At 70.5% G+C, this 13,569-nt stretch carries 11 protein-coding genes; 6 read left to right on the forward strand and 5 right to left on the reverse strand.

The window, feature by feature from the left end; translation table 11 throughout:
- Positions 1 to 277 precede the first annotated feature (277 nt).
- Positions 278 to 1,138: an ADP/ATP-dependent (S)-NAD(P)H-hydrate dehydratase gene (locus DEJ17_RS09435; protein ID WP_110893319.1), complete on the reverse strand. Its 861-nt coding sequence runs from the start codon at positions 1,136 to 1,138 to the stop codon at positions 278 to 280.
- Between the two features lie 24 nt (positions 1,139 to 1,162).
- Between DEJ17_RS09435 and DEJ17_RS09440 the strand changes: the two genes are divergently transcribed.
- From DEJ17_RS09440 to DEJ17_RS09455, 4 genes are all read left to right on the forward strand, one after another.
- Complete coding sequence (locus DEJ17_RS09440; RefSeq protein WP_110893322.1) at positions 1,163 to 1,795, forward strand: HAD family phosphatase; 633 nt, start codon at positions 1,163 to 1,165, stop codon at positions 1,793 to 1,795.
- A gap of 9 nt (positions 1,796 to 1,804) precedes the next feature.
- Positions 1,805 to 2,887: an NADH:flavin oxidoreductase/NADH oxidase gene (locus tag DEJ17_RS09445; RefSeq protein WP_110893324.1), complete on the forward strand. Its 1,083-nt coding sequence runs from the start codon at positions 1,805 to 1,807 to the stop codon at positions 2,885 to 2,887.
- A gap of 157 nt (positions 2,888 to 3,044) precedes the next feature.
- Positions 3,045 to 4,427, forward strand: a complete 1,383-nt coding sequence (locus tag DEJ17_RS09450) for a hemolysin family protein (protein WP_110893326.1) — start codon at positions 3,045 to 3,047, stop codon at positions 4,425 to 4,427.
- On the forward strand, positions 4,424 to 5,461 hold the full coding sequence (locus tag DEJ17_RS09455; protein ID WP_110893328.1) for a hemolysin family protein: 1,038 nt from the start codon (positions 4,424 to 4,426) through the stop codon (positions 5,459 to 5,461). The genes DEJ17_RS09450 and DEJ17_RS09455 overlap by 4 nt, the downstream gene beginning before the upstream one ends.
- Before the next feature lie 161 nt (positions 5,462 to 5,622).
- Here the strand turns inward: DEJ17_RS09455 and DEJ17_RS09460 are convergent, their stop codons facing one another.
- Positions 5,623 to 7,062, reverse strand: coding sequence for a GuaB1 family IMP dehydrogenase-related protein (locus DEJ17_RS09460; RefSeq protein WP_110893469.1), 1,440 nt, complete (start codon positions 7,060 to 7,062; stop codon positions 5,623 to 5,625).
- 177 nt (positions 7,063 to 7,239) lie between these two features.
- Here DEJ17_RS09460 and DEJ17_RS09465 point away from each other — a divergent pair, with 177 nt between their 5' ends.
- On the forward strand, positions 7,240 to 10,995 hold the full coding sequence (locus DEJ17_RS09465; protein ID WP_181421122.1) for a multifunctional oxoglutarate decarboxylase/oxoglutarate dehydrogenase thiamine pyrophosphate-binding subunit/dihydrolipoyllysine-residue succinyltransferase subunit: 3,756 nt from the start codon (positions 7,240 to 7,242) through the stop codon (positions 10,993 to 10,995).
- A gap of 80 nt (positions 10,996 to 11,075) precedes the next feature.
- Here DEJ17_RS09465 and DEJ17_RS09470 read toward each other — a convergent pair whose 3' ends face one another.
- On the reverse strand, positions 11,076 to 11,516 hold the full coding sequence (locus DEJ17_RS09470; RefSeq protein ID WP_110893330.1) for a GNAT family N-acetyltransferase: 441 nt from the start codon (positions 11,514 to 11,516) through the stop codon (positions 11,076 to 11,078).
- 326 nt (positions 11,517 to 11,842) lie between these two features.
- Between DEJ17_RS09470 and DEJ17_RS09475 the strand changes: the two genes are divergently transcribed.
- The gene (locus tag DEJ17_RS09475; protein ID WP_181421123.1) at positions 11,843 to 12,451 is read left to right on the forward strand and encodes a LamG domain-containing protein; all 609 of its coding nucleotides are present in this window, start codon (positions 11,843 to 11,845) and stop codon (positions 12,449 to 12,451) included.
- Between the two features lie 6 nt (positions 12,452 to 12,457).
- Here DEJ17_RS09475 and DEJ17_RS09480 read toward each other — a convergent pair whose 3' ends face one another.
- Complete coding sequence (locus DEJ17_RS09480) at positions 12,458 to 12,700, reverse strand: zf-HC2 domain-containing protein (protein ID WP_110893334.1); 243 nt, start codon at positions 12,698 to 12,700, stop codon at positions 12,458 to 12,460.
- The gene (locus tag DEJ17_RS09485; RefSeq protein WP_375342567.1) at positions 12,697 to 13,494 is read right to left on the reverse strand and encodes a sigma-70 family RNA polymerase sigma factor; all 798 of its coding nucleotides are present in this window, start codon (positions 13,492 to 13,494) and stop codon (positions 12,697 to 12,699) included. The genes DEJ17_RS09480 and DEJ17_RS09485 overlap by 4 nt, the downstream gene beginning before the upstream one ends.
- Between the last annotated feature and the right edge of the window lie 75 nt (positions 13,495 to 13,569).

Here is a 13,569-nt window from a genome sequence, read left to right on the forward strand (position 1 = left end):
GAGCCCGGTTCAATACCGAGCTCACGCCCTCGCGGCCTAATCTGAGTTCACGGTCCAACAAACCGGGACCAGTTCACAGCTGGCACCGCGCCTCCAGGCCGTCGTCGTGTCCGGGGCTGCACCCGCTGTCTGATGCGTGCGCATGTTGCGACCTTCCACCTGTCGAACCCGTGGTGTTCCGTCGCTGGATGCGCACGCACCCTATGCGTTCGCATCCTTCGACAGAACACGCGTCGATCACCTCGTGGATCGTCGCAAGATGCGCGCACATCGACGACTACCCGCGCGCGTCCCCGTCCACCACGAGGTCCCGGACGACCCCCGGCAGCTCGGCGATGAGCGTCGTCATCGGGAACGGTCCGCCGCCGGACGCCCGACGCGCCGCGAGCCCGTGCACCACCGCGGCCGACGCGGCCAGTTGCGCGAGGTCCGACGGCGTCAGCGACGACCCGGCGGCCTCGACGGCGCCCTGCCGCGCGGCGACGAACGCTCCGAGCACCCCGCCCAGCACGTCTCCGGCACCGGCGGCGGCGAGCCACGGCGTCGCAGATGCAGCCACGAGCCGCACCGACCCGTCCGGGGTGACCACTTGGGTCCGCTCCCCCTTGAGCAGCACGACGCTGCCGGTCTGCTCGGCCGCTCGGAGCGCTGCGGCGGCCGGGTCCTGCTCGATCTCGGCGCGATCGACTCCCAGGAACGAAGCGAGCTCACCGGCGTGCGGGGTGAGCACGGCGAGCGGCCCGAGGTCGACGAGCGGGATCGCCCCGGCGTCGACGACGACCGGTACGCCGTCGTCAGACGCGTGCGAGAAGCCCGACGCCGTCGTCGCGTCCAACTCTCCGAGCGACGATGCCGAGACACCGGAGCCGACGAGCCAGGCCTGCACCCGGCCGACGCCGGACACGACCTCGGGGCGGCGGGTGAGCACGTGGTCGGTGGCGCGTGCGGGTCCGACGTACCGGACCATGCCGACGCCGGTGTGCACGGCGGCGTCGACCCCGAGCACCGCGGCGCCCGGGTACTGGTCGGAGCCGGTGGCGACGCCGAGCACCCCACGGCGGTACTTGGTGGACTCCCCCGTCGGCGCGGTGACCCACGCGGCGGCATCGGACGGTCGGACGGGCACGAAGTCGTTCACCGGCCCCACGTTACGGTGGAGCACATGAGCCTGTTCCTGCCTGGTCGCGTGGTGGTCTTCGACTACGGCGAGGTGATCAGCCGGACGCCGCACGCCTCGCGGGACGCACTCGTGGCCGCCACCGGGGTGCCGGCCGACGAGCTGTTCCCGGTGTACCAGGAGCTCCGGCACGACCTGGACCGCGGCGACCTGTCCGTCGTGGCGTACTGGCGTGCCATCGCGGAACGGACCGGACGGACCTGGAGCATCTCCGACATCCACCGGTTCTGGGCGATCGACTTCACCGGGTGGTTCGAGGTGGAGCCGGAGACCCTCGGGATCGTCGAGGAGCTGCACGACGCCGGCACCCGTGTGGCCCTGCTCTCGAACGCGGGCTTCGACTTCGGTGACCCGTACCGCCGGTCCCCGATGGGCTCGTTGTTCGAGACCGTGGTGGTGAGCGCCGAGGAGCACGTCCTGAAGCCCGCGGCATCCATCTACCGCGACACCTGTGCGCGCTTGGGAATCGAGCCGGGTCAGATGGTGTTCGTGGACAACAGGGCCGAGAACGCCACCGGTGCGGAAGCGATCGGGGCGGTCGGCCACCACTACACGTCGCCGGCGTCGCTGCGGTCGTTCCTGACGGGACTGGCCGAGGCGCCGGCACCCGTCCTCTGAGGAGCCCGCGTGACGCACGCCCTGTTCGACCCGATCACCGTCCGTGACCTGACCGTCCGCAACCGCATCTGGGTCTCCCCGATGTGCCAGTACTCGGTGGACCAGCAGGACGGCGTGCCGACCCCGTGGCACCTCGTGCACCTGGGCGGCTTCGCCAAGGGCGGCGCCGGCGCGGTCGTGGTCGAGGCGACGGGCGTCGTGCCCGAGGGACGGATCACGCCGCAGGACCTGGGGCTGTGGAACGACCAGCAGCGTGACGCCTACAAGCCGATCGTCGACTTCCTGCACGCGCAGGGTGCCGCCGCGGGCATCCAGCTCGCGCACGCGGGCCGCAAGGCGTCGACCTACCGCCCCTGGGACACCACGCACGGCACCGTCCCCGCCGACCACGGCGGCTGGACCACGGTCGCACCATCCGCCGTGGCCTTCGACGGCTACGACGTGCCGCGCGAGCTCGCGGTCGAGGACATCCGCGTCGTCTCGCTCGCCTTCGCGCAGTCCGCCCGCCGGGCGGTGGAGGCCGGGTTCGACCTGGTCGAGATCCACGCCGCCCACGGCTACCTGCTGCACCAGTTCCTCTCGCCGCTGAGCAACCAGCGCACCGACCAGTACGGCGGCTCGCTCGAGAACCGTGCGCGCGCACTGCTCGAGGTCGTCGACGCCGTGCGCGCCGAGGTCGGCGAGGGCTTCCCGATCGTCGTCCGCTTCTCGGCCACCGACTGGGTCGACGGCGGGCTCACGCTCGACGAGACCACCGTCGTCGCCCGCTGGGCCGCCGAGCACGGTGCCGACCTGGCCGACGTGTCGACCGGCGGCAACGTCGCGAGCGCGCCGATCCCGGTCGGCCCCGGCTACCAGGTGCCGCACGCCGCGGCGATCAAGCGAGACGCCGGTATCCCGACGATCGCCGTGGGCATGATCTCGGAAGCGTTCCAGGCCGAGCAGATCGTCGCGACCGGCCTCGCCGACGTCGTGATGATCGGTCGCGAGATGCTCCGCGACCCGTCGTTCGCGCTCCGTGCCGCCGTCGAACTCCGCGTGCCGGTCGACTACGAGCCGCAGCAGTACCACCGCGCGCGGATCACGGCCTAGGTCCGGGTCGGTTCTGTACGGATTCACGGTTCAGCGACCACGCAGGCAGTACGATTGGCAGCACTGTGGACGATCCCCCGAATAGTTCTTCGCCTCACTCATCCGCCGCTCACTCGGTGAGCTGCACGTCATCCCTGTGCGCGAACGGGGGTGAATCATGAGCCCGATCGACATCGTCATGCTGATCGGCGGCATCCTGCTGACCCTCGGCACGGGTGTCTTCGTCGCGTCCGAGTTCGCGCTGGTCAACCTCGACCGCGCCGACGTCGAAGCGCGGCGCGACCGCGGTGAAGCCGGCCTCGCACCGGTCATCGGCGCGCTGAAGGTCACCTCGACGCACCTGTCCAGCGCACAGCTCGGCATCACGCTGACCACGCTGCTGACCGGCTACCTGCTCGAACCCTCGATCGCGAAGCTGCTCGAGGCGCCGTTCCTGGCGATGAACCTGCCGGAGGGCATCGTCGAGACCGTCGGCTCGATCGTGGCGCTCGTCATCGCGACCCTGTTGTCGATGATCCTCGGCGAGCTCGTGCCGAAGAACTTCGCGCTCGCGCTGCCCCTGCAGACCGCGAAGCTCGTGGTCCCGCTGCAGATCGCCTTCACCACGGTCTTCAAGCCCGCCGTGGCGCTGCTGAACGGCACCGCGAACGCCGTGCTCCGGTCGCTGGGCATCGAGCCGCAGGAGGAACTCTCCGGCGCCCGCAGCGCCGAGGAACTCACCTCGCTGCTGCGCCGATCGGCGTCCGAGGGCTCGCTCGAGCAGGACACCGCGACGCTCCTCGAGCGCACCATCTCGTTCTCCGAGCTGAGCGCCAGCGACGTGATGACCCCGCGCCCGAGGCTCTCCACCATCCGGGTGTCGGACTCCGCCGAGGACGTCATCGGCCTCGCGCGCAAGACCGGCTTCAGCCGCTTCCCCGTCATCGAGGAGGACGCGGACGACGTCGTCGGCATCGTGCACGTCAAGCAGGCCGTCGCCGTGCCGCGCGAGAAGCGTCCCGAGGTCCCGGTCGGGGCACTCATGACCGACGCCGAACGCGTCCCGGAGACCATGCCCGGCGACACCCTGCTCGCCGAGGTCCGTGGCCGCGGCTACCAGATGGTCATCGTGGTCGACGAGTACGGCGGCACCGCCGGCGTCGTCACACTCGAGGACCTGATCGAGGAGATCGTCGGCGAGGTCTCCGACGAGCACGACCGTGCCCGCATCGACGTGGTGCGCTCCCGTGACTGGCTGACCTTCCCGGGCCTGCTGCGTCCCGACGAGCTCGAGGACCGCGCCGGCGTGAAGGTGCCCGAGGACGGCCCGTACGAGACCGTCGGCGGGTTCGTCATGTCCACGCTGGGTCGGCTGCCCGCGGTCGGCGACGAGGTCCCGCTCGACGGCGGCGTCTTCCGCGTCGAACGCCTCGACGGCCGACGGATCGACCGCATCCGCTGGACACCGACTCCCCCGCCGATCGACACGGCGGCGACCGCGATCATCATCCCGTCCACCGGGAGCGCGCCGACCACCACGACGAAGGGCAGCACCCGATGAGCTCGGATTGGTGGGGCATCTTCTGGCTCGTCGTCCTGTTGATGGGCAACGCGTTCTTCGTCGCGGCCGAGTTCGCCGTCATCTCCGCACGCCGCTCGCAGATCGAGCCCCGCGCCGAAGAGGGCTCGAAGGCCGCGCAGATGACCCTGTGGGCGATGGAGCACGCGACCCGCATGCTCGCGACGACCCAGCTCGGCATCACGGTCTGCTCGCTGCTGATCCTGAACGTGTCGGAGCCGGCGATCCACCACCTGCTCGAGGTCCCGCTGCACCTGACCGGCTGGAGCGCCGAGGTGATCGGCACCGTGGCCTTCGTGTTCACGCTGCTGCTGGTGTCGTTCCTGCACGTGGTGTTCGGCGAGATGGTGCCGAAGAACATCTCGTTCTCGATGCCGGACCGCGCCGCGCTGCTGCTCGTGCCGACGCTCTGGTACATCGGCCACGGCCTGCACTGGGTCATCGTCGGCCTGAACGAGGTCGCGAACGCCGTGCTGCGGCTGTTCCGCGTCGAGCCGAAGGACGAGGCGGTGAGCGCCTTCACGGTGGAAGAGGTGCAGACCATCGTGGAGCAGTCCCGCCGCGAGGGCACCCTGACCGACGACGGCAAGCTCGCCCTGGCGTTCGAGTTCACCGAGAAGAAGGTCCGTGACGTCGCCGTGCCGATGGCCGAGCTCGTCACCCTGCCCGACGATGCCACCCCCGCCGACGTCGAGCACGCCGTGGCCCAGCGCGGGTTCTCCCGCTACGTGCTCGTCGGCGAGGACGGCTCCCCCACGGGCTACGTGCACGTGAAGGACGTCATCGACCTGCGGCCGGACGAGTTCGACGACCCGGTGCCGCCGAAGCGCATCCGTCAGCTCATCTCGCTGTACACCGAGATGGACCTCGAGGACGCGCTCGCGACCATGCGGGCCGCGGGGCGCCACGTGGCCCGCGCCTTCGACGCGGACGGCCGCACGATCGGCGTGCTGTTCCTCGAGGACATCCTCGAAGAACTCGTCGGCGAGGTCGAGGACGCGACCCGACGCCGGTAGACGCACCGGGAAGACGGACGGGAGGCCCGTGGCGACACCGCCACGGGCCTCCCGTCCGTCTGTGGTCGCGTCCACGGCGTCGGCGTGCGTCTCGCGCTCAGCGACACCTCACGCGCTGCGCCGCCCGTGAGCCGTCGCTCAGCGCGAAAGTCCGGCGCGCGCTACCAGCTGACGGGCAGCGGCTTGCCTTCCTCGTACCCGGCGGCGGACTGGATGCCGACCAGCGCACGCTCGGAGAACTCGGCGAGGGACGACGCACCCGCGTAGGTCGCGGAGCTGCGGACGCCGGTGGTGATCATGTCGAGCAGGTCCTCGACGCTCGGGCGCTCCGGGTCGAGGTAGATTGTCGACGACGAGATCCCCTCGGCGAAGAGCGCCTTGCGGGCACGCTCGTACGGGTCGAGCCGCTCGAACCGTTCACGCACGGCCTTCGCCGACGCCATGCCCCAGCTCTCCTTGTACGCCTTGCCCGCGGCGTCACGACGCAGGACGCCGGGGGCCTCGAGCGTGCCGGCGAACCACGAGCCGATCATGACGGCGGACGCCCCTGCTGCCAGCGCGAGGGCGACGTCGCGCGGGTAGCGCACCCCGCCGTCCGCCCAGACGTGCGCGCCGAGGGAACGGGCCGCCGCCGCGGTCTCGAGCACGGCGGAGAACTGCGGACGACCGACGGCCGTCATCATGCGGGTGGTGCACATCGCGCCCGGGCCGACGCCGACCTTGATGATGTCCGCTCCGGCTCCGACCAGGTGCGCGACGGCGTCGGCGGTGACGACGTTGCCGGCGACGAGCGGGATGCCGAGCTGCAGCGACGCGACCGTACGGAGCGCTCGGAGCATGCCGTCCTGGTGGCCGTGCGCGGTGTCGAGGACCAGGACGTCCACGCCCGCGGCTGCCAGCGCCTTCGCCTTGGCTGCGACGTCGCCGTTGATGCCGAGCGCGGCGGCGACCCGGAGCCGGCCGGAGGCGTCGACGGCGGGCGTGTAGATGTCGGAGCGGATCGCGCTCGTCTGGCTCGTGGTGCCGACGACCCGGCCGTGCCGCACCACCGGCGCGAAGTCGACCTCGGCGGCGGAGAGCACGTCGTAGACGTGCCGGGGCGTGCCGGCGTCGTCGGCGTCGATCGCGGTCGCGGCGCCGTGCAGCAGGTCACCGAGGACGGCGTCGGGGCCGGCGGTGCCGAGGCGGGTCGCGGGCACGCATCCGAGGTACTCCCCGTCGGCGTCGCGGACGACCACACCACGGCCGGCCACCGGCAGGAGCTGCTCGAGGGCCTCGGCGACGGTGGTCTGCGCGCCCATGTCGTAGGCGGTGTCGAAGTCGACCGGCTGGTCCTTCACCCAGCGGATCGCGGCGTCGAGGTCCTGCAGGTGCATGTCCTGCGGCAGCACGCCCAGACCACCGCGGCGGGCCAGGGTGGCGGCGAGCCGAGGGCCCGTCACCGAGTTCATGTTGGCGCTGACGATCGGGATCGTGGCACCGCTGCCGTCGTTCGCGCCGAGGTCGACATCGAAGCGGCTCGTCACGCCGGAACGGCTCGGGACGAGGAAGACGTCGGAGTAGGTCAGGTCGTGCGTCGGCCGCGTCTCGTAGAACCTCATGCGCTCCACTGTACGGCTCCCGTCAGGGCCCCGACCGGGTGCTCGAGGGCCGCCGACTCGCGCCGCGGCTGACACGGAACGGACATGTCGGAGCGGCTAGGCTTGGCACCTGTGCGGCGCAGGGTTGCTCCGCACGACACACACGAGCATCTATCGACGGAGAGTGGGCGATCGGCTGTGTCGAGCCATCTGACCGGAACGGACGAGACCGCGGGCGAATTCGGGGCGAACGAGTGGCTCGTCGACGAGCTCTACGAGCAGTTCGTCGCGGACAAGGAATCGGTCGACAAGTCCTGGTGGCCGGTCCTCGAGAGCTACCACCGCACGCAGGTCGGTGACGCGCCGGCTCCCGCAGCTCCGACGGGGTCCCCCGCGCAGCAGGTCCCGACCCAGCAGCAGTCGTCGACGCAGCAGCCCGCCACCGGCGACACCCCGGGCGAGGCCAAGTCGGGCACGATCCAGGCGAAGACCACCTCGCGCCAGCCGGCACCGCAGCCGATCCCGGCCGAGGCGAACGACGCCGCCGACGACCACGAGGAGACCCACGAGGACGTGGCGACCCCGCTCCGGGGCATGGCGAAGACGCTGGCGTCGAACATGGACGCCTCGCTGACGGTCCCGACCGCGACGAGCGTCCGGACCATCCCGGCGAAGCTGATGATCGACAACCGGATCGTCATCAACAACCACCTGCGACGCGCCCGCGGCGGCAAGATCTCCTTCACGCACCTGATCGGGTGGGCGATGGTGCAGGCGCTCAAGGACTTCCCGAGCCAGAACGTCTTCTACGAGGAACGCGACGGCAAGCCGTTCGTCGTCGCCCCGGCGCACGTGAACCTCGGCATCGCGATCGACGTCCCGAAGAAGGACGGCACCCGCTCGCTCCTTGTGCCGAGCATCAAGCGCGCCGAGACCCTGACGTTCGGCCAGTTCCTCTCCGCCTACGAAGACCTCGTCAAGCGTGCCCGCGACAACAAGCTCACCCCGGCGGACTTCCAGGGCACGACGATCTCGCTCACCAACCCGGGTGGCATCGGCACCGTGCACTCGGTCCCCCGTCTGACGAAGGGCCAGGGCTCGATCATCGGTGCCGGCGCCCTCGAGTACCCGGCGCAGTTCCAGGGCTCGGCGTCGAAGACCCTGGTCGAGCTGGGCATCGGCAAGACCATCACCCTGACGAGCACCTACGACCACCGCGTCATCCAGGGTGCGGGTTCCGGCGAGTACCTCAAGCACGTGCACGAGCGCCTCATCGGGGAGCACGGGTTCTACGACGGCATCTTCGCCGCGCTCCGGATCCCCTACAAGCCGATCCAGTGGGCGAACGACATCAACGTCGACCTGGCGCACCGGGTGAACAAGACCGCCCGCGTGCAGGAGCTCATCAACAGCTTCCGAGTCCGTGGGCACCTGATGGCCGACATCGACCCGCTCGAGTACCGCCAGCGCACGCACCCCGACCTCGAGATCGAGAGTCACGGGCTGACCTTCTGGGACCTCGACCGCGAGTTCGTCACCGGCGGGCTCGCCGGCACCACCTCGGCACCGCTGCGCGACGTCCTCGGGATCCTGCGCGACGCCTACTGCCGCACGGTCGGCATCGAGTACATGCACATCCAGGACCCGGAACAGCGTCGCTGGGTGCAGGAGCGCATCGAGGTGCCGTACTCGAAGCCCTCGAAGGAAGAGCAGCTCCGCGTCCTCGGCAAGCTCAACGAGGCCGAGGCGTTCGAGACCTTCCTGCAGACCAAGTACGTCGGCCAGAAGCGCTTCTCGCTCGAGGGCGGTGAGTCCACCATCGCCTTCCTCGACACCCTGATCCAGCACGCCGCCGGAGCCGGGCTGGCCGAGGTCGCGATCGGCATGGCCCACCGGGGTCGCTTGAACGTGCTGACGAACATCGCCGGCAAGACCTACGGGCAGATCTTCCGCGAGTTCGAGGGCTCGTCCCTGCCGGGCACGGTGTCCGGTCAGGGCTCCGGCGACGTGAAGTACCACGTCGGCACCGAGGGCGTGTTCCGCACGTCCGACGGCTCGAGCATCCCGGTGACGATCGCCGCGAACCCGTCCCACCTCGAAGCCGTCGACGGCGTGCTCGAGGGCATCGTCCGCGCCAAGCAGGACCGCGAGGCCCCCGGCAGCTTCGGTGTGCTCCCCGTGCTCGTGCACGGCGACGCGGCGATGGCCGGCCAGGGTGTGGTCGTCGAGACGCTGCAGATGTCGCAGCTCCGCGGGTACCGCACCGGCGGCACGGTCCACCTGGTCATCAACAACCAGGTCGGGTTCACCACCCCGCCCGAGTCCGCCCGCAGCTCGGTGTACTCCACCGACGTCGCGAAGACGATCCAGGCGCCGATCTTCCACGTGAACGGTGACGACCCCGAGGCCGTCGCCCGCGTCGCCGAACTCGCCTTCGCGTACCGCGAGGAGTTCCACCGCGACGTCGTGATCGACCTGATCTGCTACCGCCGTCGTGGGCACAACGAGGGCGACGACCCCTCGATGACGCAGCCGCTGATGTACAACCTCATCGAGGCGAAGCGCTCCGTCCGCACGCTGTACACCGAGGCCCTCGTCGGCCGCGGTGACATCACGCAAGAGGAGTACGACGAGGCGCACCGCGACTTCCAGGACCGCCTGGAACGCGCCTTCGCCGAGACGCACGAGGCACAGACCGGCACCATCCCGGTCATCGAGGTCGACGACGACGGTGCGGTGCAGGGTCTCGAACGACCGGCCGCGCAGCGCGACGACTCCGAGGTCGAGGTGCACGAGACAGCCGTGTCCGAGGAGCTCGTCCGGGCGATCGGCGACGCGCACAGCAACCCGCCCGCCGGGTTCTCCATCCACCCGAAGCTGCAGCAGCTGCTCACCAAGCGCACCGAGATGACCCGCAACGGCGGCATCGACTGGGCGATGGCGGAGCTCATGGCGATCGGGTCGATCCTGGTCGAGGGCAAGCCCGTCCGCCTCGCTGGACAGGACGCCCGACGCGGCACGTTCGTCCAGCGCCAGTCGGTGTTCCACGACCGGGTGAACGGCCAGGAATGGCTGCCGCTGTCGAACCTCACCGAGGACCAGGCCCGGTTCTACGTGTACGACTCCCTGCTGAGCGAGTACGCGGCGATGGCGTTCGAGTACGGCTACTCGGTGGAGCGCCCCGAGTCCCTCGTGCTCTGGGAGGCACAGTTCGGCGACTTCGCGAACGGCGCCCAGATCGTCATCGACGAGTTCATCTCGTCCGCCGAGCAGAAGTGGGGACAGCGCTCCGGCCTCGTCCTGCTGCTGCCGCACGGGTACGAGGGTCAGGGGCCGGACCACTCGTCGGCACGCATCGAGCGCTACCTGCAGCTGTGCGCCGAGGACAACATGATCGTCGCGCGCCCGTCGACCCCGGCGTCGTACTTCCACCTGCTCCGCCGGCAGGCCTGGGCCCGTCCGCAGAAGCCGCTCATCGTGTTCTCCCCGAAGGCGATGCTCCGGCTGCGCCAGGCGACGAGCGCGGTCGAGGACTTCACGACCGGCACGTTCGAGCCCGTGCTGGACGATGCTCGGATCACCGACAAGGGTTCCGTGCGTCGGGTCGTGCTGCACTCCGGCAAGGTGCACCACGACCTGCGTGCCGAGGTCGACAAGCGCGGCATCACCGACGTGGCTCTCGTCCGGCTCGAGCAGCTCGCCCCGCTCCCCCTCGACCGCATCCTCGAGGTGCTGGCGGGCTACCCGGACGCCGACGTCGTGTGGGCGCAGGAGGAGCCGGAGAACCAGGGCGCCTGGCCGTTCGCCTGCATGAACCTGTCGCCGCACCTCGGCGGTCGGCCGTTGTCCGTCGCGGCTCGCTCAGCGAGTGCGGCACCGGCCACGGGTTCCTCGAAGCGCTCCGCGCAAGAGGCCACCGAGGTCATCGACACGGCATTGAGCGCGTCGGCCTAGCGAGCAGGATGCGCCCCGTGCGGGAGTCCGAAGGGACTCGCGCCCGGGGCGCTTCGACGTTCGCGAGGAAGGCGGCGGCGCTACGCGATCTTCGTGTACCGCACCCCGGCGTCGTGGTACCCGCGCTTCTGGTAGAACCGGTGCGCGCTGTCCGTCGCCGCCGCACTGACGGCACTGAGGCGACGCGCGCCCTGCTCGACCGCCCATGCCTCGAACGTGCCGATGAGCGCGGAACCGGTGCCGAGCCTCCTGGCCGTGTCGTCGACGACCAGCAGCAGCAACTGCGCCGTCGGCTCGTCGCTCGCGTACGCCCAGGTGACCTGGGCACCGGCGACGGCGACCACGCGACCGTCGTCACCCCGCACCACCCAGGTCCGGTGGCCGGCTTCGGGTGTGAGGCGAGCGAGGCGCGCACGCATCGACGCTTCGTCGACGTCGTGGCCGAGCAGACGGACGAGGGCGGCGACGTCGGCGACGTCCGTGTCGGACCAGGTGGAGGTCGACTCGACGGAGAGGGTCATGTCGGCCAACCTACCCGGGCGTTCGGTCGTGTTGCGACGGAGTTTGGGACCTCGGCACGGCAGCTCTGACGCCCGGCACCGGAGCACCCGGGTCCGGAGCGCAGGGTACCGGCGCTCCGGACGTCGCGGCGAGCCTCTCGCTGTCCGTCGTCGCCGCGGTCACCGTCCTGACCATCGCACTCGCCGCCGGCTCTGCAGGGGCGGGGTTCAGCGGCAGCACGGCGACCGCCACGACCCTCGGCACCGGCACGTTCCCGTGCTTCCACGAACCCGCTCCTGCCGGGAGCCTGCTGGCGTGGTACTTCGCCGAGAAACAGGGCGACATCGTGCAGGACAGCAGCGGACACGGCGCGGACGGACGCTTCGTCGGGGACGCGTCACGTGTCGACGGAAGCTGCGCGGCGAACCCGTGGAGCACCTACCCGGGCGCGGGCACCGACGATTACGCCGTCACCGACCGGCCCACCACCGGACCGCAGGTCTTCTCACTCGAGGTGTGGTTCCGGTCCGCCGACCCCGCGGGCGGCCGCGTGTTCGGCTTCACGTCCGACACCGCCCCCGCATCGACCTACCGCGACCGGCACCTGTACATCGACGCCGGCGGCGGCCTGCGCTTCGGCGTGCAGGGCACCGGCAACCTCTTCAACTTCACGGTCGGCGGCGGCGACGTCTCGGACGGCGAGTGGCACCACGCCGTGGCGACGTTCGAGTCACGGTCGATGACCCTCTACGTCGACGGCCAGCGCGAGGAACGACGAACCGATGCCGTCGCCGCCCGGCAGTACGACGGGCACTGGCGCACCGGCCGCGGAACCCTGGTCGGCTGGCCGGAATCGGGGAACTTCGGGTTCGCGGGCGACATCGACTCAGCAACCGTCTACGACCGTGTCCTCGGCGCCGAGACCGTCGCAGCCCGGTTCGCCGTCGGCCGCTGACACCGGTCAGTGCGTGGCCTGCTCCACCCGGATGCGCGCCAGGACCTCGCTGCGCAGCTGATCGGGAGCGGTCTCCTTGCAGGCGCGGCGCACGGTCTCCATGAGCACGACGCCGACGCGGTGCTCGGTCTGGCAGTCCTCGCAGCCGTCCATGTGCTCGCGGATGTCCGCGGCGTCCTCGTGGCGGAGCTCGTCGTGCAGGAACTCCTCGAGCTCGGCCTTCGCCTTCGAGCAGTCGCAGCCGCTCATCGCGCTTCCTTCCGTCCGGTGCGGCCCGTGGCCGCGGTTGCCTTCGTCGTCTGTACCGCGCCCCGGCCACGTCCGCGCATCGTCGCCGTCGACGCTGCGTCCGGGACGATGCCGGTCTCACGGGCGTGGTCAGCCAGGAGCCCGCGGAGGAGCCGGCGACCACGGTGGAGGCGGCTCATGACCGTCCCCACGGGGGTCTTCATGATGTCGGCGATCTCCTGGTACGAGAAGCCTTCGACATCGGCGAAGTAGACGGCCATCCGGAAGTCCTCGGGGATGGCCTGCAGGGCGTCCTTCACGGCGGAGGACGGCAGGTGGTCGATCGCGTCGGCCTCGGCGGACCGCGCGGAGATCGACTGGGTGACGCTCTCCGCGCCGCCGAGCTGCCAGTCCTCGAGCTCGTCGATGGTGCCCTGGTACGGGTTCCGCTGGTTCTTGCGGTACGTGTTGATGAACGTGTTCGTGAGGATCCGGTACAGCCAGGCCTTCAGGTTCGTGCCCTGCTTGAACTGGCGGAACGCGGCGAACGCCTTGACGAAGGTCTCCTGCACCAGGTCCGAGGCGTCGGCCGGGTTGCGGGTCATCCGCATGGCCGCACCGTAGAGCTGGTCCATGAAGGGCAGCGCCTGGTCCTCGAACAGGGACCGCAGCTCCCCCTCGGAGACGGTCTTCGCGTCCACGGGCTCGTCTGCTGCGTCGTCGAGGGCTTCGTGTTCCTCTTCGACGGCGTCGAGCTGCACCTCGGTCTCGTCGACCAGGTCGTGCGGAGCTGCCTGCGGTTCGTCGGTCGTCATCGCCGCCAAGTCTAGGCCGAGCGTGCCGAGCGTCGTCGGCACCGCGGTCAGCACGGTTGCCGTGCCGGTCCGCTC

It is taken from the genome of Curtobacterium sp. MCSS17_011 (assembly GCF_003224275.1).
Classification (GTDB): Bacteria; Actinomycetota; Actinomycetes; order Actinomycetales; family Microbacteriaceae; genus Curtobacterium.

Bases quoted from the DNA above. Each gene is read 5' to 3' on its own strand.
- DEJ17_RS09440 (WP_110893322.1), top strand. From the start codon at position 1,163: ATGAGCCTGTTCCTGCCTGGTCGCGTGGTGGTCTTCGACTACGGCGAG.
- DEJ17_RS09450 (WP_110893326.1), top strand. From the start codon at position 3,045: ATGAGCCCGATCGACATCGTCATGCTGATCGGCGGCATCCTGCTGACC.
- DEJ17_RS09455 (WP_110893328.1), top strand. From the start codon at position 4,424: ATGAGCTCGGATTGGTGGGGCATCTTCTGGCTCGTCGTCCTGTTGATG.
- DEJ17_RS09460 (WP_110893469.1), bottom strand. From the start codon at position 7,062: ATGAGGTTCTACGAGACGCGGCCGACGCACGACCTGACCTACTCCGAC.
- DEJ17_RS09470 (WP_110893330.1), bottom strand. From the start codon at position 11,516: ATGACCCTCTCCGTCGAGTCGACCTCCACCTGGTCCGACACGGACGTC.
- DEJ17_RS09480 (WP_110893334.1), bottom strand. From the start codon at position 12,700: ATGAGCGGCTGCGACTGCTCGAAGGCGAAGGCCGAGCTCGAGGAGTTC.
- DEJ17_RS09485 (WP_375342567.1), bottom strand. From the start codon at position 13,494: ATGACGACCGACGAACCGCAGGCAGCTCCGCACGACCTGGTCGACGAG.